This window comes from Pseudomonas sp. FSL W5-0299, assembly GCF_005930655.1.
Lineage (GTDB): Bacteria > Pseudomonadota > Gammaproteobacteria > Pseudomonadales > Pseudomonadaceae > Aquipseudomonas > Aquipseudomonas mandelii.
Window position 1 is genome coordinate 16,352 of record NZ_RXHX01000037.1, and the last position, 26,978, is coordinate 43,329.

General features: G+C 60.5%; 26 protein-coding genes. 12 read left to right on the top strand and 14 right to left on the bottom strand.

Features of this window, described 5'->3' with window-relative positions:
* Nucleotides 1-5: 5 nt before the first annotated feature.
* The 9 genes from mrdA to FHL16_RS28410 all read left to right on the top strand — a co-directional run bounded on the left by mrdA (nucleotide 6) and on the right by FHL16_RS28410 (nucleotide 9,556).
* Nucleotides 6-1,901, top strand: a complete 1,896-nt coding sequence (gene mrdA, locus FHL16_RS28370) for a penicillin-binding protein 2 (RefSeq protein WP_010467364.1) — start codon at nucleotides 6-8, stop codon at nucleotides 1,899-1,901.
* 31 nt (nucleotides 1,902-1,932) lie between these two features.
* Entirely contained in the window at nucleotides 1,933-3,036 is a 1,104-nt protein-coding gene (gene rodA, locus FHL16_RS28375; RefSeq protein WP_049870746.1) for a rod shape-determining protein RodA, read from the top strand.
* A 17-nt stretch (nucleotides 3,037-3,053) separates the two neighbouring features.
* Nucleotides 3,054-4,064, top strand: coding sequence for a lytic murein transglycosylase B (gene mltB / locus FHL16_RS28380; RefSeq protein ID WP_010467366.1), 1,011 nt, complete (start codon nucleotides 3,054-3,056; stop codon nucleotides 4,062-4,064).
* A complete protein-coding gene (locus tag FHL16_RS28385; RefSeq protein WP_077749943.1) occupies nucleotides 4,064-5,074 on the top strand; it encodes a septal ring lytic transglycosylase RlpA family protein in 1,011 nt (336 codons plus the stop codon). The genes mltB and FHL16_RS28385 overlap by 1 nt, the downstream gene beginning before the upstream one ends.
* A 181-nt stretch (nucleotides 5,075-5,255) precedes the next feature.
* Nucleotides 5,256-6,413 carry a D-alanyl-D-alanine carboxypeptidase family protein gene (locus FHL16_RS28390; RefSeq protein ID WP_010467368.1) on the top strand — a complete coding sequence of 386 codons (1,158 nt, stop codon included), beginning with the start codon at nucleotides 5,256-5,258 and terminating at the stop codon, nucleotides 6,411-6,413.
* A gap of 80 nt (nucleotides 6,414-6,493) precedes the next feature.
* The gene (locus tag FHL16_RS28395) at nucleotides 6,494-6,769 is read left to right on the top strand and encodes a DUF493 domain-containing protein (RefSeq protein WP_010467369.1); all 276 of its coding nucleotides are present in this window, start codon (nucleotides 6,494-6,496) and stop codon (nucleotides 6,767-6,769) included.
* Nucleotides 6,769-7,416: a lipoyl(octanoyl) transferase LipB gene (lipB, locus tag FHL16_RS28400; protein ID WP_077749944.1), complete on the top strand. Its 648-nt coding sequence runs from the start codon at nucleotides 6,769-6,771 to the stop codon at nucleotides 7,414-7,416. The genes FHL16_RS28395 and lipB overlap by 1 nt, the downstream gene beginning before the upstream one ends.
* Nucleotide 7,417: 1 nt before the next feature.
* A complete protein-coding gene (gene lipA, locus FHL16_RS28405; protein WP_010467371.1) occupies nucleotides 7,418-8,443 on the top strand; it encodes a lipoyl synthase in 1,026 nt (341 codons plus the stop codon).
* Nucleotides 8,444-8,605: 162 nt separating this feature from the next.
* Nucleotides 8,606-9,556 (top strand): S66 peptidase family protein, encoded by a 951-nt coding sequence (locus tag FHL16_RS28410; protein WP_077749945.1) that lies wholly within the window; start codon nucleotides 8,606-8,608, stop codon nucleotides 9,554-9,556.
* A gap of 93 nt (nucleotides 9,557-9,649) precedes the next feature.
* Here FHL16_RS28410 and FHL16_RS28415 read toward each other — a convergent pair whose 3' ends face one another.
* From FHL16_RS28415 to leuS, 5 genes are all read right to left on the bottom strand, one after another.
* Nucleotides 9,650-10,972, bottom strand: a complete 1,323-nt coding sequence (locus tag FHL16_RS28415) for a lytic murein transglycosylase (RefSeq protein WP_010467373.1) — start codon at nucleotides 10,970-10,972, stop codon at nucleotides 9,650-9,652.
* A 62-nt stretch (nucleotides 10,973-11,034) separates the two neighbouring features.
* Complete coding sequence (gene arfA / locus FHL16_RS28420) at nucleotides 11,035-11,199, bottom strand: alternative ribosome rescue factor ArfA (protein WP_003176285.1); 165 nt, start codon at nucleotides 11,197-11,199, stop codon at nucleotides 11,035-11,037.
* Between the two features lie 205 nt (nucleotides 11,200-11,404).
* Nucleotides 11,405-12,442, bottom strand: a complete 1,038-nt coding sequence (gene holA, locus FHL16_RS28425; protein WP_077749946.1) for a DNA polymerase III subunit delta — start codon at nucleotides 12,440-12,442, stop codon at nucleotides 11,405-11,407.
* Between the two features lie 39 nt (nucleotides 12,443-12,481).
* The gene (locus tag FHL16_RS28430) at nucleotides 12,482-13,087 is read right to left on the bottom strand and encodes an LPS-assembly lipoprotein LptE (protein WP_077749947.1); all 606 of its coding nucleotides are present in this window, start codon (nucleotides 13,085-13,087) and stop codon (nucleotides 12,482-12,484) included.
* Nucleotides 13,088-13,176: 89 nt separating this feature from the next.
* The gene (gene leuS, locus FHL16_RS28435) at nucleotides 13,177-15,783 is read right to left on the bottom strand and encodes a leucine--tRNA ligase (RefSeq protein ID WP_077749948.1); all 2,607 of its coding nucleotides are present in this window, start codon (nucleotides 15,781-15,783) and stop codon (nucleotides 13,177-13,179) included.
* A gap of 279 nt (nucleotides 15,784-16,062) precedes the next feature.
* Here leuS and FHL16_RS28440 point away from each other — a divergent pair, with 279 nt between their 5' ends.
* Nucleotides 16,063-16,383, top strand: a complete 321-nt coding sequence (locus FHL16_RS28440; RefSeq protein ID WP_010467377.1) for a hypothetical protein — start codon at nucleotides 16,063-16,065, stop codon at nucleotides 16,381-16,383.
* Between the two features lie 104 nt (nucleotides 16,384-16,487).
* Complete coding sequence (locus FHL16_RS28445; RefSeq protein ID WP_077749949.1) at nucleotides 16,488-17,246, top strand: YdcF family protein; 759 nt, start codon at nucleotides 16,488-16,490, stop codon at nucleotides 17,244-17,246.
* A 140-nt stretch (nucleotides 17,247-17,386) separates the two neighbouring features.
* Here FHL16_RS28445 and lnt read toward each other — a convergent pair whose 3' ends face one another.
* The 5 genes from lnt to miaB form a co-directional block, all read right to left on the bottom strand.
* Complete coding sequence (gene lnt / locus FHL16_RS28450) at nucleotides 17,387-18,910, bottom strand: apolipoprotein N-acyltransferase (protein ID WP_077749950.1); 1,524 nt, start codon at nucleotides 18,908-18,910, stop codon at nucleotides 17,387-17,389.
* 14 nt (nucleotides 18,911-18,924) lie between these two features.
* On the bottom strand, nucleotides 18,925-19,764 hold the full coding sequence (locus FHL16_RS28455; protein ID WP_010467380.1) for an HlyC/CorC family transporter: 840 nt from the start codon (nucleotides 19,762-19,764) through the stop codon (nucleotides 18,925-18,927).
* Between the two features lie 5 nt (nucleotides 19,765-19,769).
* Entirely contained in the window at nucleotides 19,770-20,264 is a 495-nt protein-coding gene (gene ybeY, locus FHL16_RS28460; protein ID WP_010467381.1) for an rRNA maturation RNase YbeY, read from the bottom strand.
* Nucleotides 20,257-21,261: a PhoH family protein gene (locus FHL16_RS28465; RefSeq protein ID WP_077749951.1), complete on the bottom strand. Its 1,005-nt coding sequence runs from the start codon at nucleotides 21,259-21,261 to the stop codon at nucleotides 20,257-20,259. Before FHL16_RS28465 ends, ybeY begins: the two co-directional genes overlap by 8 nt.
* Before the next feature lie 206 nt (nucleotides 21,262-21,467).
* Nucleotides 21,468-22,796 carry a tRNA (N6-isopentenyl adenosine(37)-C2)-methylthiotransferase MiaB gene (gene miaB, locus FHL16_RS28470; protein WP_010467383.1) on the bottom strand — a complete coding sequence of 443 codons (1,329 nt, stop codon included), beginning with the start codon at nucleotides 22,794-22,796 and terminating at the stop codon, nucleotides 21,468-21,470.
* Nucleotides 22,797-22,930: 134 nt separating this feature from the next.
* Here miaB and FHL16_RS28475 point away from each other — a divergent pair, with 134 nt between their 5' ends.
* Entirely contained in the window at nucleotides 22,931-23,260 is a 330-nt protein-coding gene (locus FHL16_RS28475) for a DUF1820 family protein (protein ID WP_007894425.1), read from the top strand.
* Between the two features lie 179 nt (nucleotides 23,261-23,439).
* On the opposite strand, the gene FHL16_RS28480 is transcribed toward FHL16_RS28475, so the two are convergent.
* The 4 genes from FHL16_RS28480 to FHL16_RS28500 form a co-directional block, all read right to left on the bottom strand.
* Complete coding sequence (locus tag FHL16_RS28480) at nucleotides 23,440-23,994, bottom strand: tetratricopeptide repeat protein (RefSeq protein ID WP_010467384.1); 555 nt, start codon at nucleotides 23,992-23,994, stop codon at nucleotides 23,440-23,442.
* Between the two features lie 226 nt (nucleotides 23,995-24,220).
* Nucleotides 24,221-25,504 (bottom strand): glutamate-1-semialdehyde 2,1-aminomutase, encoded by a 1,284-nt coding sequence (hemL, locus tag FHL16_RS28490; protein WP_010467385.1) that lies wholly within the window; start codon nucleotides 25,502-25,504, stop codon nucleotides 24,221-24,223.
* A gap of 15 nt (nucleotides 25,505-25,519) precedes the next feature.
* Nucleotides 25,520-26,143, bottom strand: a complete 624-nt coding sequence (thiE, locus tag FHL16_RS28495) for a thiamine phosphate synthase (RefSeq protein WP_010467386.1) — start codon at nucleotides 26,141-26,143, stop codon at nucleotides 25,520-25,522.
* A gap of 32 nt (nucleotides 26,144-26,175) precedes the next feature.
* Nucleotides 26,176-26,973, bottom strand: a complete 798-nt coding sequence (locus tag FHL16_RS28500; protein ID WP_010467387.1) for a hydroxymethylpyrimidine/phosphomethylpyrimidine kinase — start codon at nucleotides 26,971-26,973, stop codon at nucleotides 26,176-26,178.
* Nucleotides 26,974-26,978 lie beyond the last annotated feature (5 nt).

Here is a 26,978-nt window from a genome sequence, read left to right on the forward strand (position 1 = left end):
CTCTCATGCCCCAGCCGATCCGCATCAAGGACCACGAAAAAGACGCCCGTCTGGTGCGTGGCCGCGTCGTGTTCGGGGCTATTGCGGTGGTGTTGCTGATCTGCGTGCTGATCGCGCGGCTGTATTTCCTCCAGGTGATTCAGTACGAGTACCACTCCACCCTGTCGGAAAACAACCGCGTCCACGTACAGCCGATTCCGCCGACTCGCGGGTTGATCTTCGACCGCAATGGCGTGGTGGTGGCCGATAACCGGCCCAGCTTCAGCCTGAGCATGACCCGCGAACGGTCCGGTGACTGGCAGCAAGTACTCGACGTGATCGTCGAAGTGCTGGAGCTGACGCCCGAGGACCGGGTGATCTTCGAGAAGCGCATGCGTCAGGGGCGTCGTCCGTTCGAGCCGGTGCCGATCCTGTTCGAGCTGTCTGAGGAACAGATCGCCCGTATCGCGGTGAATCAGTTCCGTCTGCCGGGCGTGGAAGTGGTCGCGCAGTTGGTGCGTCACTACCCGCAGGGCCCGCACTTTGCGCACTCGGTGGGTTACATGGGGCGGATCAACGAGAAAGAGCTGAAGTCTCTCGATCCGGTCAATTACAGCGGCACGCACCACATCGGCAAAACCGGCATCGAGCGTTTCTACGAGCCGGAGCTGCACGGTCAGGTGGGCTACGAAGAAGTCGAAACCAACGCTCGCGGCCGCGTATTGCGCGTACTCAAGCGTACCGATCCGATTCCCGGCAAGGACATCGTCCTGAGCCTGGACATCAAATTGCAAGAAGCCGCCGAAGCCGCACTTGGCGGTCGTCGTGGCGCCGTGGTGGCGCTCGATCCGAAAACCGGCGAAGTGCTGGCGATGGTCAGTGCGCCGAGTTTCGATCCGAACCTGTTCGTCACCGGCATCAGCTTCAAGGCCTATGCCGAGCTGCGCGACTCCATCGACCGGCCGCTGTTCAACCGCGTGCTGCGCGGTTTGTACCCGCCGGGTTCGACCATCAAGCCGGCGGTGGCGATTGCCGGCCTGGATGCCGGTGTCGTGACTGCATCAAGTCGGGTGTACGACCCCGGCTACTACCAGCTGCCCAACTATGACCACAAATACCGTAACTGGAACCGTACCGGTGACGGCTACGTGGACCTCGACACGGCGATCATGCGGTCCAACGACACCTATTTCTACGATCTGGCTCACAAACTGGGGATCGATCGGCTGTCGGCGTATATGAGCAAGTTCGGTATCGGCCAGAAGGTTTCGCTGGACATGTTCGAGGAGTCGCCGGGGCTGATGCCAACACGTGAGTGGAAGCGTGCAACCCGGCGTCAGGCCTGGTTCCCGGGCGAAACGCTGATTCTCGGGATTGGTCAGGGCTACATGCAATCAACGCCCTTGCAATTGGCCCAAGCCACAGCGCTGGTCGCGAGCAAGGGTGTCTGGAACCGTCCGCACCTGGCCAAGACCGTCGAAGGCGAGCGGCCGAAGGATGACAACCCGATGCCGGACATCATCCTGCGCGACCCGTCCGACTGGACCAAGGTCAACCATGGCATGCAGCAGGTGATGCACGGTGCCCGGGGTACGGCGCGCAAAGCGGCGATCGGTGCGCAATACCGCATCGCGGGCAAAAGTGGTACGGCCCAGGTGGTCGCGATCAAGCAGGGTGAGAAGTACGACCGCTCCAAGGTTCAGGAGCGCCATCGTGACCACGCCTTGTTCGTCGGCTTCGCACCGGCTGACAACCCGCAAATCGTGGTGTCGGTGATGGTCGAGAACGGCGAGTCCGGTTCCGGCGTCGCAGCGCCTGTGGTGCGTCAGATCATGGACGCCTGGCTTCTGGACCAGGACGGTCGGTTGAAGGCCGAATACGCCAGCCCTATCAGTGCGGAGGCTACGGCCCGTGAAGAGTAATTTCGATCGCATTCTCTCCAGTGAGGATGTGATGCGTCGCCGTGCGACGCTGTTGCAACGCATGCACATCGACGGCCCGTTGCTGATCCTGTTGCTGACCCTCGCCGCCGGCAGTCTGTTCGTGCTGTATTCGGCCAGTGGCAAGAGCTGGGACCTGCTGGCCAAGCAAGCCACTTCGTTCGGCATCGGCCTGGTGTCGATGATCGTCATCGCCCAGTTCGAGCCGCGATTCATGGCGCGTTGGGTGCCGGTCGGTTACGTGATTGGCGTGTTGTTGTTGGTGGTGGTGGACGTCATGGGCCACAACGCCATGGGCGCCACGCGCTGGATCAACATCCCGGGGGTGATCCGTTTCCAGCCTTCGGAGTTCATGAAGATCCTGATGCCGGCGACCATCGCCTGGTACTTGTCCAAGCGCACGTTGCCGCCGCAGCTCAAGCATGTGGGGGTCAGTCTGTTCCTGATCGGCTTGCCCTTCATCCTGATCGTGCGTCAGCCGGACCTCGGCACTTCGCTGCTGATTCTCGCCGGTGGCGCCTTCGTCTTGTTCATGGGCGGGTTGCGCTGGCGCTGGATTCTCAGCGTGATTGCTGCCGCCGTGCCGGTGTCTGTGGCCATGTGGTACTTCGTGATGCACGACTACCAGAAGCAGCGCGTCCTGACGTTCCTTGATCCCGAGAGCGATCCGCTCGGCACGGGCTGGAACATCATTCAGTCGAAAGCCGCCATCGGTTCCGGCGGCGTGTTCGGCAAAGGCTGGCTGCTCGGCACTCAGTCGCACTTGGACTTCCTGCCGGAAAGCCACACCGACTTCATTATTGCGGTGATGGGCGAAGAATTCGGCCTGGTGGGCATCTGCGCACTGCTGTTGATTTACCTGTTGTTGATCGGTCGTGGGCTGGTGATAACCGCCCAGGCCCAGACATTGTTCGGCAAATTGCTCGCGGGCAGCCTGACCATGACGTTTTTTGTTTACGTTTTCGTCAACATCGGTATGGTCAGTGGCCTGTTGCCGGTCGTGGGGGTGCCGTTGCCGTTCATTAGCTACGGAGGAACTTCGCTGGTGACGCTGCTGTCAGCGTTTGGGGTTTTGATGTCGATCCATACCCATCGTAAGTGGATCGCACAGGTTTGAATAAGGTGAAGATGTCAATGCAAGTAATGCGCGGCTGGGCGACTCGATACGCGCCATGGGTCGGCCTGGTAAGCATCCTTGGCACAACGCAGGACGCGTTGGCCGGCGATTACGAAGGTTCACCCCAGGTGGCCGAATTCGTCGGTGAAATGACCCGCGACTACGGTTTTGCCGGTGAACAGCTGATGGGCGTGTTCCGCGAAGCCGAGCGCAAGCAGTCGATTCTGGACGCGATCTCGAAACCCGCCGAGCGGGTCAAGCAGTGGAACGAATATCGCCCGATGTTCATCACCGACGCGCGCATCGCCCGTGGTGTGGACTTCTGGCGTCAGCACGAAGCGGTACTGGCCCGTGCCGAGCAGGAATATGGCGTGCCGGCTCAGGTTATCGTCTCGATCATCGGGGTTGAGACCTTTTTCGGCCGCAATACCGGCAATTTCCGGGTGATCGACGCTTTGTCGACCCTGGGTTTCGACTATCCTCCCCGTGCAGAATTCTTCCGCAAGGAATTGCGTGAGTTCCTGTTGCTGGCCCGTGAGGAGCAGGTCGACCCGCTGACTCTCAAAGGCTCTTACGCCGGCGCCATGGGTTTGCCGCAGTTCATGCCGAGCAGCTTTCGCGCCTATGCGGTGGACTTCGACGGTGACGGCCACATTAATATCTGGACCAACCCGGACGATGCCATCGGCAGCGTCGCCAGTTATTTCAAGCGTCACGGCTGGGTCGCCGGCGAGCCGGTGGTCAGTCGCGCCGATGTGCGTGGCGAGCAAGTGGATGAAGGTTTGACGACAGGCATCGAGCCGACTAAAACGGTCGGGGAGTTGCGAGCCTTGGGCTGGTCGAGTCATGATGCGCTGCGCGATGATATGCCGGTCACGGCTTTCCGCCTGGAAGGTGACAATGGCCCGGAGTACTGGATGGGCCTGAAGAATTTTTACGCAATCACGCGATATAACCGCAGCGTGATGTACGCCATGGCGGTACATCAACTGTCTGAACAGCTGGTCCAAGCACGGGGCGTCAAGTAATGCGGGCATTGCCTATGAATAAACCCCTGAAGCTGATGGCATTCGCCGCCTTGGCGGTGCTGGTCGCCAGTTGTTCGACCAGCCGCGCGCCGACGCAAAAGCCTTCAACGGCCGTGCGCGCAACGCCTGGCCTGGACATCAACCGTGCGCACAAAGACGGCGCGCCATGGTGGGACGTCGACGTATCGCGCATCCCGGATGCCACGCCGACCCTGCACTCCGGTCCTTACAAAGCCAATCCTTACACCGTGCTGGGCAAGACTTACTTTCCGCTGCAAGAATCCAAGACCTACGTCGCCTCGGGCACGGCATCCTGGTACGGCACCAAATTCCACGGTCAGAACACCGCCAATGGCGAGGTGTACGACCTGTACGGCATGAGTGCCGCCCACAAGACATTGCCACTGCCGAGTTACGTCCGGGTGACCAACCTGGACAACCACAAGAGCGTGATCCTGCGGGTCAACGACCGCGGGCCGTTCTACTCGGACCGCATCATCGACTTGTCCTACGCCGCCGCGAAAAAACTCGGTTACGCCGAAACCGGCACCGCACGGGTGAAGGTCGAGGGTATCGATCCGCAACAGTGGTGGGCACAAAAGGGCCGTCCGGCGCCTTTGATGCTCAACGAACCGCAGGTAGCGCAAAATGCCGCGCCGACGATTACCGCTTCGGCGGGCACCGTCGAGCAATGGACGCCACCGCCGCAGCAACACGCGGCAGCCGTGGTGCCCGTGCAGATTGATGCAAAAAAAAACGCTTCTGTACCAGCCTCTGGCCAGTATCTGCAGGTGGGCGCGTTCGCCAACCCGGACGCTGCCGAACTCCTGAGATCGAAGCTCAGCGGGATGGTGAGCGCTCCGGTGTTCATCAGCTCGATCGTGCGTAATCAACAGACGCTGCATCGGGTGCGCCTGGGGCCGATCGGTTCGCCGGGTGAAATCCAGCAAGTGCAGAACAGTGTGCGCCTGGCCAATCTCGGTTCGCCGAGCGTGGTCACCGCCGAATAATACGTAGTACTTGATTGACGGTTCGCTTGCGGTTTGGGGGGTGGACCTGGTTGTTGGCTCGTTGAAGAACAAAAGCCCGGCAAGGGTTCTGAGTGAGCAACTGAACACGCGATGGCCCGTTAGAAGGCCATCTGATTAGTTTTGCCTTCGGGCAGTTTCCATTAGCGATTTCGAGAGACGGATGAACATCACCACCTTTGCCAAACGCCTGTGTCTGCTAGTCCCGCTGCTCCTCTCGCCTGCCGCGTTCGCGGTCGAGATGATGCCGTCGCCACCACAACTGGCCGCTAAATCCTACGTACTCATGGACGCCAGCAGCGGCAACGTGCTGGTCGAGAACAACGGTGACCAGCGTCTGCCACCGGCCAGCCTGACCAAGCTGATGACCGCGTACATCGCGACCCTGGAAATCCGTCGTGGCCAGATCGGTGAAAACGATCCGGTGACCGTCAGCGAAAACGCCTGGCGTACCGGCGGTTCGCGGATGTTCATCAAGGTGGGTTCGCAAGTCACTGTCAGCGACCTGCTGCACGGCATCATCATCCAGTCGGGTAACGACGCCAGTGTTGCGCTCGCCGAGCACATCGCCGGCAGCGAAGACGCATTCGCCGACATGATGAACAAAACCGTGGCCGATCTGGGCATGACCAACAGCCACTTCATGAACCCGACCGGTCTGCCGAACCCTGAGCACTACTCGTCGGCTCACGACATGGCGGTGCTGGCTCGCGCGATCATCCACGAAGACCCGGCTCACTATGCGATCTACTCGCAGAAAGAGTTCTTCTGGAACGGCATCAAGCAGCCTAACCGCAACCTGCTGCTGTGGCGTGACAAGACTGTCGACGGTCTGAAAACCGGTCACACCGACGAAGCCGGCTACTGCATGGTGTCTTCGGCTGTACGTGATGGCATGCGCCTGATCGCCGTGGTGTTCGGCACCAACAGCGAAGTGGCCCGTGCTTCTGAAACCCAGAAGCTGCTGACCTACGGTTTCCGCTTCTTCGAAACCCAGACCTTCTATCAGAAAGGCGCCGAGCTGGCTCAGGCCCCTGTCTGGAAAGGCAGCACCAATCAAGTCAAGGCCGGCCTGGCTGAAGACCTGACCATGACCCTGCCAAAAGGCCAGCTGAAAAAGCTCGCCGCCAGCATGACCATGAACCCGCAACTGGTTGCGCCTATCGCCAAGGGCGACGTAATCGGTAAAGTCGAAGTGAAACTGGACGACAAAGTGGTGCATAGCGCCGACCTGATCGCCCTGGACGCTGTCGAGGAGGGTGGTATCTTCCGCCGCATGTGGGATAGCATCCGTCTATTCTTCTACGGCTTGTTCAACTGAATTAGTGTGGACTTGCATGGCCCCGTTCCAATCCGGAGCGGGGCCATGTCCGTTGCCACGGCTTACGAGGCCGTTACGCCATGACAGATACCGAAGTAAAGGCGCCAAAGATCGAATTTCCTTCCAATGATTACCCGATCAAAGTGATCGGCGACACCATTGTGGACATCAAGCAAAAGATCATCGATATCGTTAAGAAGCACGCAACGATCAACGATGAAAGGGTGGACGAGCGCCAGAGCAGCAACGGCAAGTACACCACCATCCAGTTGCACATCATCGCCACCGGTCAAGACCAGCTGTACGACATCAACAGCGAACTGCGGGCTACCGGTTTCGTGCACATGGTGCTGTGATGTCTGGCACGCTGGGCTTTCGCGAGCTCGGCCAGATGGCTTACGAGCCGGTCTGGCATGCCATGCAACGCTTCACCAACGAACGCGGCAGCAATGCCGCGGACGAGATCTGGCTGGTCGAACACCCGCCGGTGTTCACCCAGGGCCAGGCCGGCAAGGCCGAGCACTTGCTGCTGCCGGGGGATATCCCGGTGGTGCAGGTCGATCGCGGTGGTCAGGTGACTTACCACGGTCCCGGCCAGTTGGTGGCCTACCTGTTGCTCGACGTGCGCAAACTGGGTTTCGGCGTGCGTGACCTGGTCACCCGCATGGAACACTGCCTGATCGAGCTGCTGGACAGCTATGGCGTGACCGCAGCGGCCAAGCCTGATGCGCCGGGTGTCTATGTCAATGGGGCGAAAATCGCCTCCCTGGGTCTGCGGATCCGCCACGGTTGTTCCTTTCATGGCCTGGCCCTGAACGTGGACATGAACCTGGAACCGTTTCGACGGATTAATCCCTGCGGCTACGCCGGGCTGGCGATGACCCAGCTGAGCGATCACGCAGGATCGATTGAATTTGCCGAGGTAAGTGCCCGGCTGCGCGCGCAGCTCGTCAAACACCTCGACTATGCTGAGCAGACGACCCTAACGGGCGGAATCGACTGATATGACTACTGATGCAGTGCAAACCATGATCCCGACGCTGGATGTTACCGAGCGTCCGGCCCCGCGTGCCAAGGTTGAAGCCGGCGTCAAGCTGCGCGGCGCCGAGAAGGTTGCACGTATCCCGGTAAAGATCATTCCGACCACCGAACTGCCGAAAAAACCTGACTGGATCCGCGTGCGCATCCCGGTTTCGCCGGAAGTCGACCGCATCAAGGCCCTGCTGCGCAAACACAAGCTGCACAGCGTGTGCGAAGAGGCGTCCTGCCCGAACCTCGGCGAGTGCTTCTCCGGCGGCACCGCGACCTTCATGATCATGGGCGACATCTGCACCCGTCGCTGCCCGTTCTGCGACGTTGGCCACGGCCGTCCGAAGCCTCTGGACGTCAATGAGCCGGAAAGCCTGGCCATCGCCATCGCCGACCTGAAACTCAAGTACGTGGTGATCACCTCGGTCGACCGCGACGACCTGCGTGACGGCGGTGCCCAGCATTTTGCCGACTGCATCCGCGAGATCCGTAAACTGTCGCCGAACGTGCAGCTCGAAACTCTGGTCCCGGACTACCGTGGCCGCATGGACGTTGCGCTGGAAATCACCGCCGCCGAGCCACCGGATGTGTTCAACCACAACCTGGAAACCGTGCCGCGCCTGTACAAGGCTGCGCGTCCGGGTTCGGATTACCAGTGGTCGCTGACCCTGCTGCAACGCTTCAAGCAGATGATGCCGCACATTCCGACCAAGTCCGGCCTGATGCTGGGCCTGGGCGAAACCGACGAAGAAGTCATCGAAGTCATGAAGCGTATGCGCGAACATGACATCGACATGCTGACCCTCGGCCAGTACCTGCAACCGTCGCGCAGTCACTTGCCGGTGGAGCGTTTTGTGCATCCGGATACCTTCGCCTGGTTCGCCGAGGAAGGCTACAAAATGGGCTTCAAAAACGTCGCTTCCGGCCCGTTGGTGCGTTCCTCGTACCACGCCGACGAACAGGCGAAGCTGGTCAAAGCTGAATTGATGTCGTCTCTGTAATAAAGCGCCCGTAAGGCTTTTCAGCCTTGCGGGCGTTTTTGTTGGCCGTGCCTACGGCCGCAACCGTCTTTTCCTGCAACCTGCGGGGCGATTGATCCTCTTCTGTTTGTCCCCGTTCCTGACTACTGTGTGCTGAAGCTTTTCACGCAGGGAGATTCATGGATGACTGTTCGACCGACCCACACGCTGTTTCCTCACTCAGCCGTTCCGGCCTTGCCCTCGGAAGGGCTGATCGGCGTGATTGCGCCCGCCGGGCCTGCCGGGCTGGACACCGATAAAGCCGTTGCCTGGATGCGCGCTCGCGGTTATGCGCTGCGGATATTTCCCGGGGTGTACGAACAGGATGGCTACCTGGCCGGCAGCGACGACGTGCGGCTCAATGACTTGCACGCCGCGTTCGCCGACACGGAAGTCGACGCGATCATTTGCCTGCGGGGCGGTTATGGTACGCCGCGTTTGCTCGATCGTATCGATTTCGAATTGCTGCAAAACAACGCCAAGCCGTTTATCGGCTACAGCGACATCACTGCGCTGCACGTGGCGATCAGCCGTTACGCCGGTTTTGTGACCTTTCATGGTCCTCTGCTTAATGCCGATTTGCTGGGCGAGAAGCAAAAACCGACCGAGTCTTCGTTTTTCAACATGCTCAGAGGGCAGGTGAAGGCGGGCAGTGTGCTTTCGCACCCGGTGGCCTGGCCGCTGACCACGATCGAGCCCGGCATCGCTCACGGCCGGTTGCTGGGGGGCAATCTGTCGATGATTGCCGCAACCATGGGCACGCCATTTGAGATGGAGGCTGAAGGCGTCATTCTTTTCATTGAGGACATCAACGAACCGCTGTATCGCATCGACCGCTTGCTGACTCATCTGCGCCTGGCCGGCACGCTGGGCAAGTTGCGTGGGGTGCTGGTGGGCGATGTGGCGGGGGTTGATACGGTTGCGCTGGAGCGGTTGCTCAAGCAGACGTTCGAGCCGTTGCGGATACCGGTGTTGGCCGGGTGGCGCAGCGGGCACTGCGATCCGAACCTGACGTTGCCGATGGGCGCGCTGGTTCGGCTGGATGCGGGGAAGAAGGAATTGGTGTTGGAACAGGATGTGGTCGTCAAGCGGTAGTGCGATAGCGCCTGTCAGTAAGTCTTCGCGGGCAAACCTCTCTCCTGCAGGATGGTGTGATCCCGTAGGAGCGAGGCTTGCCCGCGAAGCTTTTTAGCGGTTACGCAGGCCTTCAAGCAACTTGTGCGTCGGATACCCATCCGCCGGCCAACCAAACGACTGCTGGGCACTGCGGATCGCTTTGCGAGTGTTCGCGCCGATGATCCCGTCAGCCGTGCCCGCATCGTAATTCTGCGCACTCAGCAGGCTTTGCAGTTCGATTCGCTCGGTGCGGCTTAACGGCAAGTCATCTTTTGGCCACGTGCCATTGATCAGGCCGCCGCCACTGAAACGCTCGGACAACAGGCTCACCGCCAATGCATAAGACGACGAGTTGTTGTACTTGAGGATTGCGCGGAAGTTGTCGAGCACCAGGAACGCCGGGCCACGATAACCGGCCGGCAGCAGCAGGGCGGCGGACAGGTGTTCGGAACCTGCCGGAACCTGGGCGCCATTAGGCAGCGAGACCCCCAACTGTTGCCATTCGGCGACGCTCTTGCGAATCGTGCCGTCGGCCAGGACGTAGTTGAAACTGCCTGGTAGCTGCACTTCAAAGCCCCACGGTTGGCCTTTCTGCCAGCCGGAGCTTTGCAGATAGTGCGCCGTCGAGGCCAGCGCATCGGCCGGGCTGCCCCAGATGTCGCGGCGGCCGTCACCGTCGAAATCCACGGCGTGGGTGTTGTAGGTGGTCGGGATGAACTGGGTCTGACCCATGGCGCCGGCCCAGGAACCGAGCATTTTCTCCGGTTCGATATCGCCTTGTTGCAGGATTTGCAGGGCGGCGATCAGTTGCGCATGAGCAAAGCCCGGACGCCGGCCTTCGTAGGCCAGGGTCGCCAGGGAGTTGATCACTGACTTGTTGCCCTGGAACTGCCCGAAATTACTCTCCATGCCCCACACCGACACCAAGGCCTGGCGATCGACGCCGTAGCGCTGCTCGATGCTTTGCAGAATGTCAGCGTATTGGCCGACCAGCGCCTGACCTTTGCGTACCCGCAGCGGCGACAGGGCGCCATCGAGGTATTCCCACACCGGGCGGGAGAACTCGGGTTGGCTGCGATCGGCACGGATCACGCTGGTGTCGAGGCTGACATTGGCGAAGGCGCGGTCGAACAGATCGGCGCGGATGCCGGCGGTTAGCGCGTCTTTGCGGAAACCCGCCTGCCATTCGGCGAAGGTCTGGGTGGGCTGGAGGTCGAGGTTTTCACCGGTCGGCACCACGGGCGGAATGACCGCAGGGGCTGTCGATACGGGAAGGGTCTGAAGCGGCTGGGCGTCGGCGGCGGTCGGTTTTTCCGCGCAGGCGACAAGCAAAATGAGGCTGGAGGCAGCGATCAGTTGGCGCAGGGGCCAACGACGGGAAATACAAAGGGGCATGCACAGGTCCAGGGAATACGAATCAGGTGCAGACCTTAACATGTTGAGCGATGGCTTGCCTTTCAGGCCGCCAGAAAGTAAGAAGCCTCCCAGCTATTAGACTGGAAGGCTTCGCGGCGGTAGCTGCCTTTGCCCTTGCCGGCTCGTTCCTGACGGCTGCGGAACAGTGGCTGGGCGATGATGGATTTGGCCTTGTTGGGGCCATGCTTGGATGGCTTTTTGCTCATGATCAGATCTCTCGATTGAGTGGGTTTTGCGGGGGAAATAATCTGCTGAAGTTGGGGTTCTGTCTAGTCCCCGTATTGCGTAGGCAATGATATCTGTGGCGAGGGAGCTTGCTCCCGTTGGACTGCGCAGCGGTCCCCTGCTTTCAGGGATAAGCGGGGTCGCTTCGCAACCCAGCGGGAGCAAGCTCCCTCGCCACAAAAAACCTTACTCCGCAGGCAACGTCAGCCGTTGGCCCGCCATCAGCAACGACAACCGACTCAAACTCATCCAAGGCGACCCGGCAGCCTGACCCTTGATCTGCGCATCAATCCGCTGCGCTTCCAGCAACAACTGCGCCCAGCGTTGCGCCGGATAGCGTTGCAGGGCTTTGCTCATCAGCGGTTTGCGCTTGTCCCAGACCGGCGGTCGAGCCTGGCTGAAGGCTTTGTCCAGCGGCACACCCTGGCTGTATTGCAGGGAAAGGTTGGCCAGCAGACGCAGCTCCCGGGCCAGCGCCCAGAGAATCACCGGTGGCTCGACGCCTTCACCCCGCAACCCTTCAAGGATGCGCAGGGCATGGGCGGCTTCGCCGTTGAGAATCGCGTCGGTCAGGCCAAACACATCGAAGCGCGCACTGTCGGCCACTGCTGCTTGCACGGTTTCGACGGTGATCTGGCCACCTTCGGCCATCAGCTTGAGTTTTTCGATTTCCTGGGCGGCGGCCAACAGGTTGCCCTCGACCCTCGCGGCAATCAGTTCCACGGCGTCCTGGCTGGCAGAAAGCCCGGCCTGGGACAACCGTTGACGAATCCAGCTGGGCAACTGGTTGGCATCCACCGGCCAGATCTGCACGAACTGCGTCTGCTGCCCTTCGACCAGTGCCTTGCCCCACTTGGTTTTCTGCGCACTGCCATCGAGCTTGGGCAGGCTGATCAGCAGCACCGTGTCTTCGGCCGGGCGCGAGCAGTACTCGATGAAGGCCGCGGCGCCTTTGTCACCGGGTTTGCCGGAGGGTAAGCGCAGCTCCAGCAGGCGCTTTTCAGCGAACAGCGACATGCTTGCACCGGCTTGCAGCAACGTCCCCCAGTCGAAACTGGCGTCGGCGGCGAAGACCTGGCGTTCGTCAAAACCCTGTTGGCGAGCAGCGGCACGAATGGCGTCGGCGGCTTCCTGGCACAGCAGCGGGTCATCGCCGCTGATGACGTAGACCGGCGCGAGGGCACCTTGCAGGTGTTTGGCGAGTTGGGCGGGGGCGAGTTTCATAAGAAAGGGCGAACGGGGCGCCTGGGCGCCCCGTAAGTCTTATTGCTGCGGGATTTCGATAGGCGACTGACGCGGGGTTTCCGCTTCAGCTTTCTGCGCCGCTTCCAGTGCCTGGGCTTCGGCTTTTGCCTTGGCGTCGGCGGTCTGTTGCAACTGATCCAACTGAGTCGGCGTGAGTTGTGACAGGCGCAGCATCATGCGTTGAACCAACTCGCGACGGGTTTCTGTGCGAGCCGTATTGGCTTCCTGGTCGGAACCCACCAGGTTGTTGCCGTCGTGGATGAAGATCTTCTGCACTTCGAGCTTGTCGCTCAGCAGCGGCAGGCCTTGCGCACCCCGGATGTCGTAGCTCAGCACGGTGCTCACCTGATACTCGCCAGTACGGCCGGCACCGGCGTAGCTGAGGATGCGCTGGCTTTCCTGCTCATCCGTCAACACAAGCTTGTACGGCGCTCCGGCGTAAACCTTGACGCCGCTGCTTTGCAATACCTGACGCAATTGCGTCACGGTTTCGCCGTAGGCGTTGCGGGCGCTCAGATCGAGCTCCCTGATCGCCATTTCATTGGTGCCGGTGCCGCGCAGCTGGAACCCGCAGGCGCTCAACAGGACCGCGAGGCCCATCACCAGCAAATTGCGTTTGATCATCTTGTTGCTCCCCTTGAAACCATGTGGGCCGATCGTGCGGCCCGAAAGGTTTTACTCGGCGCCAGGCTCACCTGGCGCCTGATCCAATTTTAGCTGGCGACGATATTGACCAGTTTCCCGGGCACTACAATCACTTTACGAATAGTCAGGCCGTCGACGAAGCGCAGCACGTTCTCGTTGACCCGGGCAGCGGCTTCGACTTCTTCGCGAGTCGCGGTCGCCGGCATTTCGATCTGGCCGCGCAGCTTGCCGTTGACCTGGATGACCAACGTCAGGCTGTCCTGCACCAGCGCGGTTTCGTCCACCACCGGCCAACCGGCGTCGATCACCGGGCCAGCGTGACCCAGTTGATGCCACAGCTCGTGGCTGATGTGCGGGGTGATCGGAGCCAGCAGCAACGTCACGGCTTCCAGACCTTCGTGAACCAGTGCGCGATCCTGTTCGGTGCCTTGCGCGGCTTTTTCCAGCACGTTCATCAGCGTCATCACCTGGGCGATGGCGGTGTTGAATTTGTGGTTCTGGCCGACGTCGTGGCTGGCCTGCTTGATGGCCAGGTGGATCGAACGACGAATGGCTTTCTGCTCGTCGTTCAGGCTGGCGACGTCCAGTTTGCCCGGCAAACCCTGAGTGACGTGGGCTTGAGCCAAGCGCCAGACGCGCTTGAGGAAACGGTGCGAACCCTCGACGCCAGAGTCGGACCATTCCGCGCTCATGTCAGGGGGCGAGGCGAACATCATGAACAGACGGCAGGTGTCGGCGCCGAACTGGTCGATCATCGACTGTGGGTCGACGCCGTTGTTCTTCGACTTGGCCATCTTCTCGGTGCCGCCGATTTCCACCGGCAGACCGTCTGCAATCAGCTTGGCGCTGATGACCTTGGCCTTGCTGTCGCGTTCGAGTTCGACGTCCGCCGGGTTGAACCAGGTGTAAGCACCGTTGGCTTCACGACGGTAGTAAGTCTCGGCGATCACCATGCCCTGGGTCAGCAGGTTCTTGAACGGCTCGTTGGAGCTCACCAGGCCTTCGTCGCGCATCAACTTGTGGAAGAAACGCGCGTACAGCAGGTGAAGAATGGCATGTTCGATACCGCCGATGTACTGATCCACCGGCAACCAGTGGTCAGCCGCCGATTTTTCAACCAGACCGCCTTCATAGTGTGGCGAGGCGTAACGGGCGTAGTACCACGAGGACTCGACGAAGGTGTCCATGGTGTCGGTTTCACGCTTGGCCGGTGCGCCACATTTCGGGCAAGCGCACTCGTAGAACTCAGGCATGCGCGCCAATGGCGAGCCCGCGCCGTCCGGCACCACGTCTTCCGGCAGTACCACAGGCAATTGATCTTCCGGGACCGGCACATCACCGCAGGTGGTGCAGTGGATGATCGGGATCGGGCAGCCCCAGTAGCGCTGACGGCTGATGCCCCAGTCGCGCAGGCGGAACTGGGTGCGCGAGGCACCGAGGTTTTTCTTGATCAGCGCCACTTCAATGGCGTCGAACGCGCCAGCGAAGTCGAGGCCGTCGAACTCGCCGGAGTTGATCAGCGTGCCGTGCTCGCCGTAGGCGTCCTGCCATGGAGCCGGGTTGGTATCACCTGCACTTGTGCGCACCACGGACTTGATCGGCAGGTTGTACTTGGTGGCGAACTCGAAATCACGTTCGTCGTGAGCCGGAACCGCCATCACCGCGCCATCGCCGTAGTGCATCAGCACATAGTTGGCGACCCACACCGGGAGCTTCTCACCGGTCAGCGGGTGCTCGACGAACAGCGAGGTCGGCAGGCCTTTTTTCTCTTGGGTGGCGACGTCGGCTTCGGCAACGCTGCCGCCTTTGCATTCAGCGATGAACGCTTGCAGCTCAGGGTTGTTCTGCGCGGCCAGGGTGGCCAGCGGGTGTTCGGCGGCCACGGCGACGTAAGTCGCGCCCATCAGGGTGTCTGGACGGGTGGTGAAGACTTTCAGCGCGCCGGTTTCACCGATGGAATCGACTTGGTACGGGAACTGCACTTCCATGCCGCGGGATTTGCCGATCCAGTTGCGCTGCATGGTCTTGACCTGTTCAGGCCAGCCCGTCAGTTCGTCGAGGCTCTCCAGCAGCTCATCCGCGTAGGCGGTGATCTTGAAGTAGTACATCGGGATTTCGCGCTTTTCGATCAGCGCGCCGGAACGCCAGCCGCGACCGTCGATCACCTGTTCGTTGGCCAGGACGGTCTGGTCGACCGGGTCCCAGTTCACGGTGCCGCTTTTCTTGTAGATCACGCCTTTTTCGAACAGGCGAGTGAACAGCCATTGTTCCCAGCGGTAGTAATCAGGCTTGCAGGTGGTCACTTCGCGGGACCAGTCCACCGCGAGACCCAGGCTGCGCAGCTGGGTTTTCATGTAGGCGATGTTTTCGTAGGTCCACTTGGCGGGCGCTACGTTGTTCTTCATCGCGGCGTTTTCCGCCGGCATGCCGAAGGCGTCCCAACCCATGGGTTGCAGGACATTCTTGCCTTGCATGCGCTGGTAGCGGGAGATCACGTCGCCGATGGTGTAGTTGCGCACGTGCCCCATGTGTAGCTTGCCGCTGGGGTAAGGGAACATCGACAGGCAGTAGAACGTCTCCTTGCCTGGCTGTTCACTGACTTCAAAGGACTTTTGCTCGTCCCAGAACGATTGGGCGGCGGCTTCGATTTCACGGGGCTGATATTGTTCGTGCATGGCTACTTTTGAACTGAATAGGGGTGGCCTAATCCTCTTCAATACAACGCTGGACGGTGACGACGCCAAATCGACGTTTCAGTGCCCGAACGAGCTGGAAGTGGAGTTACAGGAAGCGCCGTAGCATACATGACCGCACTCTACCGAGGGAAACCCTGATTACTGCCGCGCGTCTTGCGAAAACTGCCGCGAGGGCCGTTGGTCGCGGCATCCAGCCGGTTTGTTCATGGAAGCTAAGCTCTAAATGGGGAGCGAGTCTTATCTTCAATGAGGTGAGGGATGGTTGAGTCACAGCAAAAAGTCACGAAACCGCAGCTGTACGAAAGACTGATCGATCGTCTGGGGATGGCCCTGGACGCTGCAAAAACCGCTGACCGGCTACGCGATGAGCGTCCCCTGGAGCTGGAACTGCGTGGTTTGAGCCCCGCAGAGTTTGCACTGGTCAAAGCCTATCTGGATCGCAGTGAACGTGAGACGCACGGATGCTTGTCTGCAGCAGTGAAGCAACTCGACGCACCACGTTCGGCCAAGATCATCTGGCTCAAGGACAAGGCACCTGGCAGGGACGCGGAAAAGGTCCGGTCTCTGCAATTCAAATAACGGCTGCAAGCCATTACCCATGTTTTTTAAAGCATAGTCCTTCCGCATTTGTTGTCGCATTGCGTCAACCCACTTAGGCTTCGGGCATCTTATGGAGATGCTCGATGCCTTTTCGTTATTTCGTGAAACAACTTCTGTTGCCTCCCGGCATTCTTTTGCTGCTGTTGATGCTCGCGTGGTGGTTGCGCCGCTCAAGGCCGCGGCTTGCGGGTGTGTGCTTTGCCTTGGGGTTCGGCGGCTTCCTGTTAATGAGTTTGCCGGTGGTGGTGCAGTGGGGCGCCAAGGCCCTGGAAAGTGAGCCGCCACTGGCACGCGAGGAATGGGCCACCCTGAGTCAGCGTGCGGATGCGATTGTGGTGTTGGGTTCGGGGCGTGAGCGGGGCGATATTGCCTGGGGGGCTGATCAGCCGACGGGCGTAGGTCTTGAGCGCGAACGGTATGCGGCACGCCTGGCCAAGGCCTCCGGGTTGCCCATTCTTACCAGCGGCGGCCTGCATTACGGTACGCCGCCGACCGAAGCGAAGTTGATGGCGGATTCATTGCTTGATGATTTTGGCGTCACCGTGCGCTGGCAGGAAGGGCGCAGCCGCACGACGTGGGAGAACGCGCAGTTCAGCGCCGAGGTGTTGCTGCCGCAGGGAATCAAACGGGTGGTGGTGGTGACGCAGGCCTGGCACACGCCGCGATCAGTCTGGAGCTTTCAGCAGGCGGGATTTGAAGTGGTGCCAGCACCGGTGGGCTTTTTAGGCGTGGACAACGCCCGGCCACTGGGCGGCTGGATGCCGGAATTCAAGTCGATCTGGCAGAGCGGGCAGTTGCTGAATGAGGCGGTGGGGCAGATCGGGTATTCAATGTTTTACTGATGACCTGTGGCGAGGGAGCTTGCTCCCGCCGGGCTGCGAAGCAGCCCTGAGTCCGGCTAATCCATTTCTGGCTGAAAAAGCGCATTAACCGGTATTGCGGCTGCTATGCAGCCGAGCGGGAGCAAGCTCCCTCGCCACAGTCAGACGGTCTTGGCCATCCGGTTCGCCACCAGTGCCCAGCCAAACAACAACACACAAACGATGATCAGCGGCCACGAGCGCCATTGCAGGTAAGGCGTCAGGTTGTGCATCGGCACGACTTCGCCGTACAGGATGCCGCGTTCGAACTGCGGGATCTGCACCGTGATCTGCCCGAACGGGTTGATCAGGCCGGTGACGCCGTTGTTGGTGGCGCGGATCATCCAGCGGCCCGCCTCCAGTGCGCGCATCTGCGCCATCTGCAAATGTTGCAGCGGGCCGATGGAGGTGCCGAACCAGGTGTCGTTGCTGATGGTCAGCAGCAATTCACTGCGGGCCGCCAGGCTGGCGGCGAATTCCGGGTAGACCACTTCGTAGCAGATGAACGGCGCGATCTGATAACCCTTGGCTTGCAGCATCGGCTGGTCAGCCGGGCCACGGGCAAAGTCGGACATCGGCAGGTCGAAGAACGCGATCAGCCCACGCAGTACTTCCTGCAACGGAACATATTCGCCAAACGGCACCAGCTTCTGCTTGAGATAAGTGCCGTCGCCTTCACCGAGGACGGTGATGCCGTTGAAGAAGCGCTTCTCGTGTCGGACTTCCTGACGGATCGGTACGCCGGTAATCAGCGCAGATTTACGCTCGGCGGCGAAATTCCCCATCATGTTCAGGTAGCCCTCGGCGGACTCCTTGAGCACCGGGACGGCTGTTTCCGGCCAGATCAGCAGGTCGACCCGTTTGGAGCTGAAACTCATGTCGCGGTACAGCGCCAGCTGCGCGTTGAGCTGCGCCGGGTCCCACTTCATGCTTTGTTCGATATTGCCCTGAAGGGCGGCAACGCTCAGCGCCGGGCCCGCCGGGCTGGTCCAGGCGTGTTCCTTCAGCGCCATGCCGGCCACCCAGGGGCCGACCAGCAGCAATACGCCAGCGGCGATGAAACCTTTACGGCCCGTGCGCACCAGGCGCATGGCGTTATAGATCAGCGCCGCCGTCAGGGCCAGGGTGAAGGAAATCAGCCACATTCCGCCGACGGGTGCGAGCCCGGCCAATGGGCCGTCGAGCTGGCTGTAACCGGAATAGAGCCATGGGAAACCGGTGAGAAACCAGCCACGAAAAGCTTCCTGGCCAACCCACAGCGCGGCAAACGCCAAGGCATCGGCCAGCGGCGCTTCGTTGCGACGCAGCCAGCGCGCCCAGATCCAGGCGGGCAGGGCGAAGAACCAGGCAATCGCGGCCGTGAAGATCAGCATCAGGAAACCGGCCAGCAGCACTGACGCGCCGCCGAAGTGGTGAATGCTGTAATAGATCCAGCTGGTACCCGCGCCAAACAAGCCAAAACCGAAACACCAGCCACGGCCCAGGGCCTGGCGGGGACTCAGTTCGCGCAAACCGGCATAGAAGAACCCGACCGCCAGCAACGCCAACGGCCAGATATCGAACGGCGCCAGGGCCAGGGTGGTGAGTGCACCGGCCGCCACGGCCAGCAGGTTACCGGGCCAGCCGGGGCGGGTCATACGATGCATTTCAATCCTTGGATTTATCGGGCGATAGGGGTCAGGCGCAGCAAGTGAATCCGACGGCTGTCGGCGTTCAGGATGCGGAAGCGATAAGGGCCGATTTCAGTGATTTCGTTGCGTTTTGGCAAGTGCCCGAACGCGCTCATCACCAGGCCGCCAACGGTGTCGAATTCGTCGTCGGAGAATTCGCTGTCGAAGAACTCGTTGAAGTTCTCGATCGGCGTCAGGGCCTTGATCAGGAAGTCACCGCTGGGCAGCGGCTTGATGTAGCTGTCTTCTTCGACGTCGTGCTCGTCTTCGATGTCGCCGACGATCTGTTCCAGCACATCTTCAATGGTCACCAGGCCTGCCACACCGCCGTATTCGTCAATGACGATGGCCATGTGATTGTGGTTGGCGCGGAACTCGCGCAGCAGCACATTCAGGCGCTTGGACTCGGGCACGAAGGTCGCCGGACGCAGCAGGTCCCTGATGTTGAAGCTGTCACCGTTCTCCTTGAGGATCAGCGGCAGCAAGTCCTTGGCCAGCAACACGCCCATCACATCATCGTGGCTTTCGCCGATGACCGGGTAGCGGGAGTGGGCCGAGTCGACCACGGCAGGCAGGAACTCGCGAGGTGTCTGGGTCGCCTTGATGCTGATCATCTGCGAGCGCGGGACCATGATGTCCCGTACTTGCAGGTCAGCGACCTGGATGGCGCCTTCGACGATGGCCAGCGCTTCGCTGTCCAACAGTTTGTTCTGGTGTGCGTCGCGCAGCAGCTCCAGCAGCTCCTGGCGGTTCTTCGGCTCGTGGGCAAAAGCCTGGGTGAGCTTACCCAGCCAAGACTTTTGCCCGTTGCTCGATCGATCTTCGCTCATAGCGATTACTCTGAATCCTTTGTTGTAACGATAGGGGTTGTGTCTGTTTCGTCGTCCGCATAGGGGTCGGGAAAGCCCAACTCGGCAAGCAACGTTCGTTCCAGTGCTTCCATTTCTTCGGCTTCGTCATCATCTATATGGTCGTAACCCAGCAGATGCAAGCAGCCATGAATCACCAGATGCGCCCAATGGGCCTTTAGTTCCTTGCCCTGTTCGGCGGCTTCGCGCTCGACCACGGCCACGCAGATCACCAGATCGCCCAGCAGCGGGATGTCGAGAAACTCGTCAGGCACATCGGCCGGAAACGACAGGACGTTGGTGGCGTAATTCTTTTGCCGCCAGGTGTGGTTCAGCTCGCGGGCCTCTTCGTCATCGACCAGGCGAATGGTCATTTCAGAGTCGGCAGTGCGCTGGCGCAGGGCCAGTTCGCACCATTGGCGGAACTCGGCTTCGCTGGGTGCAGGCGCCTCGGTAGCCAGTTGCAGATCAAGCTCAAGCATCGCGGCGACTGTCCTTTGGAGTTTCGTCTGCCGCGCGATTCTCGAAGCGCTCGTAAGCTTCGACGATGCGTTGCACCAATGGATGGCGCACAACGTCCTTGGGCATGAAATGGGTGAAGCTGATACCCGGCACGTCTTTGAGTACTTCAATCACATGGTGCAGCCCGGACTTGGTGCCTTTCGGCAGGTCGACCTGGGTGATGTCACCGGTGATGACGGCCGTGGAGCCGAAGCCGATCCGGGTCAGGAACATTTTCATCTGCTCGACGGTGGTGTTCTGGCTTTCGTCGAGGATGATGAAACTGTTGTTCAGCGTGCGACCGCGCATGTAGGCCAGTGGCGCAACTTCGATCACCTGGCGCTCGATGAGCTTGGCGACGTGTTCGAAGCCGAGCATCTCGTAGAGTGCGTCGTAGAGCGGGCGCAGGTATGGGTCGATCTTTTGCGACAGGTCGCCGGGCAGGAAGCCAAGCTTCTCGCCCGCTTCAACCGCCGGACGCACCAGCAGGATGCGGCGAATCTGCTCGCGTTCCAGCGCGTCTACCGCGCAGGCAACGGCCAGATAAGTCTTGCCGGTACCGGCCGGGCCGATGCCGAAATTGATGTCGTTACCGAGGATTTCCTTCACGTAGCGCAGCTGATTCAAGCCGCGAGGGCGAATCATGCCTTTTTTGGTGCGCAGAGCGACGGAGGGGTCGGACGGGGAGACGTTGTCCAGCTCTTCGACGGCCGATTCCTGCAGGAACAGGTGAACCGTGTCCGGCGACAGCTCTGTACCTTTGGTTTCCCGATACAGACGACGAATCAGATTTTCCGCGGAGGTGGTGTGTTTGGGCTCGCCGATCAGCTCGAACTGGTTTCCGCGGTTGCGGATCTCGATGGTCAGGCGCTGTTCGATCAAGCGCAGATGCTCGTCGAATTGCCCGCACAGATTGGCGAAGCGACGGGCCTCAAAGGGCTCGAGGATAAAACGATGTGGTTCTATGGGTGCGTTCAAGGTCGTATTTAGCCGCCCTGGGGCAATTAAGATGAAATCAAGGATAACGCCAGTGGGCTGGGTGCGAAAGCTCTTAAATAATCCAGCGCCAAACACCGGCCCTGTAGGAGCGAAGCTTGCCCGCGAAGGCGGTATTTCAGACGACTCATGTGGTGAGTGTCAGTCCGCCTTCGCGGGCAAGCCTCGTTCCTACAGGTTTTACGGTGTTACGAAATCAGCGAGCCCCGCAGCGAGTGCGGCTGTGCGGCGTCGATGTGCACGTCGGCGAACTGGCCGATCAAGGTCGGATTGTCGCAGCGGAAGTTGACGATCCGGTTATTCTCGGTCCGGCCTTGCAGTTCGCCGGGGTCTTTTTTCGAATAGTCCGTGACCAGAATCCGCTGGATCGAGCCGACCATTTGTCGGCTGATCTCGAAACCTTGCTGGTTCAAGCGGTGTTGCAGCGCGTTCAACCGTTCTTTCTTCAGTTCTTCCGGCGTCTCGTCGGCCAGATCCGCAGCCGGGGTGCCAGGGCGCTGGCTGTAGACGAACGAGTAGGAGAAGTCGAAACCGACGTCTTCGATCAGCTTCATGGTCTGTTCGAAGTCTTTCTCGGTCTCGCCCGGGAAGCCGACGATGAAGTCCGAACTGATGCAGATCCCTGGGACAGCTGCCCGCAGCTTGCGCAGTTTGGATTTGTATTCCAGCGCGGTGTGATTGCGTTTCATCGCCGAGAGAATGCGGTCCGAGCCCGATTGCACCGGCAAGTGCAGGTGTTTTACCAGTTCCGGCACGTCGGCGTGGGCCTGGATCAGGCTGTCGGAGAACTCCAGCGGGTGCGAGGTGGTGTAGCGAATCCGGTCGATGCCATCGACGGCGGCCACCACACGAATCAGCTCGGCCAGATCGGCCAAACGTCCGTCGTGCGTGGTCCCGCGATAGCCGTTGACGTTCTGGCCCAGCAGCGTCACTTCGCGCACGCCGTTTTCGGCCAGGTGCATGATCTCGGCAATGACGTCATCAAACGGCCGGCTGACTTCTTCACCGCGGGTATAAGGCACCACGCAGAAGGTGCAGTATTTGCTGCAGCCTTCCATGACCGACACATAAGCGCTCGGGCCATCGATGCGCGGCTCGGGCAGATGGTCGAATTTTTCAATTTCCGGGAACGAGACGTCAACTTGCGGCAGCTTGGTGGCGCGCGCGGCGTCGATCATTTCCGGCAGGCGGTGCAGGGTTTGCGGGCCGAACACCACGTCCACATACGGCGCGCGATCGCGAATGGCCGCGCCTTCCTGGCTGGCCACGCAGCCGCCGACGGCGATCACCATGTCCGGGTTGGCCAGTTTCAGTTCGCGCCAGCGGCCGAGCTGAGAGTACACCCGGTCCTGGGCGCGTTCACGAATGGAACAGGTGTTGAGCAGGATCACGTCGGCGTCTTCAGCGCGAGCGGTCACTTCCAGAGCCTGATGTTCACCCAGCAGATCGACCATGCGCGAGCTGTCGTACTCGTTCATCTGGCAACCGTGGGTTTCGATGTAAAGCTTCTTGGCCATGGACAGTGTCATCACGTGATTCAAAGAACCGCGCATTATAGGGAACATGTCCCAAGGTTCCTACCGCTGTGCGTCCGGCGGCTATGCTATAGTTCGCGCCCTCTTTTTTATCCCCTATGTGTTGCCCGCCCACCATGACCAAACGTGAAGCCCCAATCTACAAGGTGATTTTCCTCAACCAGGGCCAGGTGTACGAAATGTATGCCAAGCAGATCTATCAAAGTGATCTGTGGGGCTTCCTGGAAGTGGAAGAGTTCGTCTTTGGCGAGCGCACGCAAGTGGTCGTCGACCCGAGCGAAGAGAAGTTGAAAGCTCAGTTCGAAGGCGTGGTGCGCAGTTTTGTGCCGATGCATTCGATTGTGCGCATCGACGAAGTGGAACGCCTCGGTACACCGAAAATCAGCGAAGCCCGCGGCGCGGTCGGCAATGTCATGCCGTTTCCGATGCCGATGCCTGAGAAGTAAGCAGGAAAGCTTTTGAAATGAACTGGGTTGTTTGTGGCGAGGGAGCTTGCTCCCGCTGGGGCGCGAAGCGGCCCTAAACTCTGCAAACACCGTTTTTCTGATTCACCGCATTGTTTGACGTTACGACTGCTGCGCAGCCGAGCGGGAGCAAGCTCCCTCGCCACAGGGGCCTGCGTCAATCAGGGCAGCGGCGAAAACGGCGTACGCCCATCGGCGCTCTGCAATTCCATCAGGTATTTACGGAAGATTTGCCCAAGCACCTGAGTCGCCATCTCAAGGTCTTCGCGGGGCATCTTCTCGGCCACTTCGTCGGCCGTATCCAGTGCCTCTTCAGCACCGTTGACCGCGGCCATTTTCAGCACGATATACGCCTGAACGTTATTGGCCGGTACGCCTTCGCCGTGAAAGAACATGGTGCCAAGTTTGAATTGCGCCTGGGCGTGACCTTGCAACGAAGCTTTTTCAAAATAGCCCAGGGCCTTATTGAGGTCGCGCGGGGTGTTTTTGCCGTCGTAGTAGAACTCACCTAACTCGTATTGCGCTTGTGCATCCCCTTCATCCGACGCTTTCTGGCAGGCAGCGAGCGCTTGCGTCAGGTCTTGCGGCTGAGTATTGAGGGTGCAGCGACCCATCGCTGGGATTAACAACGAGTTGCCGCCTGCTTGTGCGAGCGCGAGCAGGGGCTGAAGGAGCAACAGGCAGCCCAGTGCAAGGGCGCGGCCGGTGCGGTTCATGGGAATCGACTTACCTCTGAAGGGCGCGCGGACCCATCGAGGGGATCCAATAAGCGCGCATTATGAAATAAGCAGGGCCAACCTTACAAAGTCTTTACTCGTTTTTCTGCTGCACGGGGAATATATCGCCCGATTGACGGGGGATTATTAGCAGAAGCGTAGGAATAAAGGTGTAAATCCAGGTGAAAGCTGACGCTGGCAATCGCCAACGTCAGCGGGCACAGCGTTATTTCAATGCGGCGAAGGCACGCTCGGCGGCATCCAGCGTCAGTTTCAACTCGGCTTCGCCATGAGCGATCGAGGTGAAGCCGGCTTCGAAAGCGCTTGGGGCCAGGTACACGCCGCCTTCGAGCATCAAGTGGAAGAAACGACCGAACAGCTTGGCGTCGCTGGCCATCACGTCATCGAAAGTCACGATGTCGTCGGCACCGCTGAAGTACAGGCCAAACATGCCGCCAGCCTGCGTGGTCACGAACGGAATGCCAGCAGCATCGGCGCGCTGTTGCAGGCCATCGAGCAAGCGGCTGGTGTAGTCGGTCAGCTCGTCGTGGAAACCGGGACGGCTGATCAGGCGCAACGTCGTCAGGCCCGCAGCCATTGCCAATGGGTTACCCGACAAGGTGCCTGCCTGATACACCGGACCCAGTGGCGCGATGTGCGACATGATTTCGCGCTTGCCGCCGAAGCAGCCGACCGGCATGCCGCCACCGATGATCTTGCCAAAGGTGCTCAGGTCCGGCGTCACGCCGAAGTGCGCTTGTGCACCGCCGAGGGCAACTCGGAAACCGGTCATCACTTCGTCGAAAATCAGCACTACGCCGTGTTTGTCGCACAGGGTCCGCAGGCCTTCGAGGAAACCTGGCGCCGGCGGAACGCAGTTCATGTTGCCGGCCACCGGCTCAACGATGATGCAGGCCACGTCCTGGCCGACGTCAGCGAGCATGGCTTCGACCGCGTCGATGTCATTGAACGGCAGAGTCAGGGTGTGCTTGGCGAAATCCGCCGGCACACCGGCCGAGCTCGGCACGCCTTGGGTCAGCGCGCCGGAGCCGGCCTTGACCAGCAGGCTATCGGAGTGACCGTGATAGCAGCCTTCGAACTTGATGATGTTGTCGCGACCGGTGAAACCACGGGCCAGACGGATGGCACTCATGGTCGCTTCGGTGCCGGAGCTGACCATGCGCACCATTTCCATCGACGGCACGATCGAGCAGACCAGGTCGGCCATCTCGGTTTCCATCGCGGTCGGGGCGCCGTAGGACAAGCCGTGCTCCAGTTGTTTACGCACAGCATCCAGCACGTCCGGGTGGCTGTGACCGAGAATCATCGGGCCCCAGGAACCGACGTAGTCAACGTAACGCTTGTCGTCTTCGTCGGTGACGTAGGCGCCTTCGGCGTGTTTGAAGAACAGCGGCGTGCCGCCCACACTTTTGAACGCGCGAACAGGCGAGTTCACGCCACCGGGGATGTGTTTCTGGGCGTTGGCAAACAGGGTTTCGGAACGAGACATGATCGGGCTCTCAAATCAGATTTTCAGTAATTCGTTAAAGGCGCGGGCACGGCGTGTCACTTCAGCCGTGCTCTCGGCGCCAAACAGGCCATGCACCACCGCCAGCAAGTCGACCCCGTGGGCCACCAGCGGGGCGGCGTTGTCGAGGGTGATGCCGCCGATCGCGCAGATCGGCAGGTGCAGTTTGCTGCGGGCCTGGTCCAGCAGTTCGAGGCTGCAGGTTGGTGCGCCGGGTTTGGTATTGGAATTGAAGAAGCGGCCGAAGGCGACGTAACTGGCGCCTTCCTTGGCTGCTTGCTCGGCGAGTTCGAGTTGCGCGTGACAGGTCGAACCGATGATTGCCTGGCGACCGAGCAGCGCACGGGTCGGCGACAGCGGGCCATCGGTCTGGCCCAGGTGTACGCCGACGTTCAAGCGAGCGGCCAGTTCGGCGTCGTCATTGATAATCAGCTGAGTCTTGTAGCGGTCGCACAGATTGCGCAGGGCTTCGGCCTCACGCAAACGTCGGGCCTCGTCGCTGCTTTTGTCGCGGTATTGCAGCAGGGTGACGCCGCCTTCCAGCGCCGCCTCCACGTACGAAAGAAATTTACCGGCCAGCAACTGGCTGTCGGTAATGGCGTACAGGCCACGTAGTTTCATCGGACAAGCCTCACCGCAGTGCGAATAGAAAGTTACGAACAGAAATCCAGCGGCAGGCGACGCGGCACGAACTGGCCTTTGCCCAACTGCTCGGCATCCCGCAGGGTACGCCACGTGTAGTTAAGCGCGGTCTGCACGGCACTGACGAGATTTTCACCCTGGGCCAGACGACCGGCCAGGGCGCTGGCCAAGGTGCAACCGGAGCCGTGATAACTGCCGGGCAAGCGCTGGCAAGTAAAGGTTTCGCGGTGACCATCGCGGCTGTACAGGCGATTGTGGATTTCGTGTTCGTCGCCATGGCCGCCCGTGATCAGCAGGTGCTTGACGAACGGCAGGAGTTTTTCAGCGCACTCGTCCGCGGTGCCTTCGGGCAGTTCGGCGAGGATGCGGGCTTCGGGCAGGTTAGGGGTGGCGATGATGGACAGGGGCAGCAGGCGTTCGCGCATGGCGTAGCCGACTTCATCCTTGCCCAGGCGTCCGCCGCCACCGGCGCGCAGCACCGGGTCGCAGACCACCGGCAAGTGCGGGTGTGCCGAGAGCAGTTCGACGACAGTGTCGACCATCTCCAGGGAACCGAGCATGCCCAGTTTCACGGCAGCGACTTCGGAGTCGTTGAGCACGGCGTTGGCCTGGGCCAGCACCCACTCGCGGTCGAGCACGCGAAAGTCAGTGACGTTGACCGTGTCTTGCACGGTCAGGGCGGTGACGGCCGGGGCCGCATGACAACCCTGGGCGAGCAGGGCTTCGATATCTGCCTGCAAGCCGGCGCCACCACTGGGGTCGTGGCCGGAGAGACAGAGGACAACGGGGCGAGAGCTGTAGATATTCATGGTGC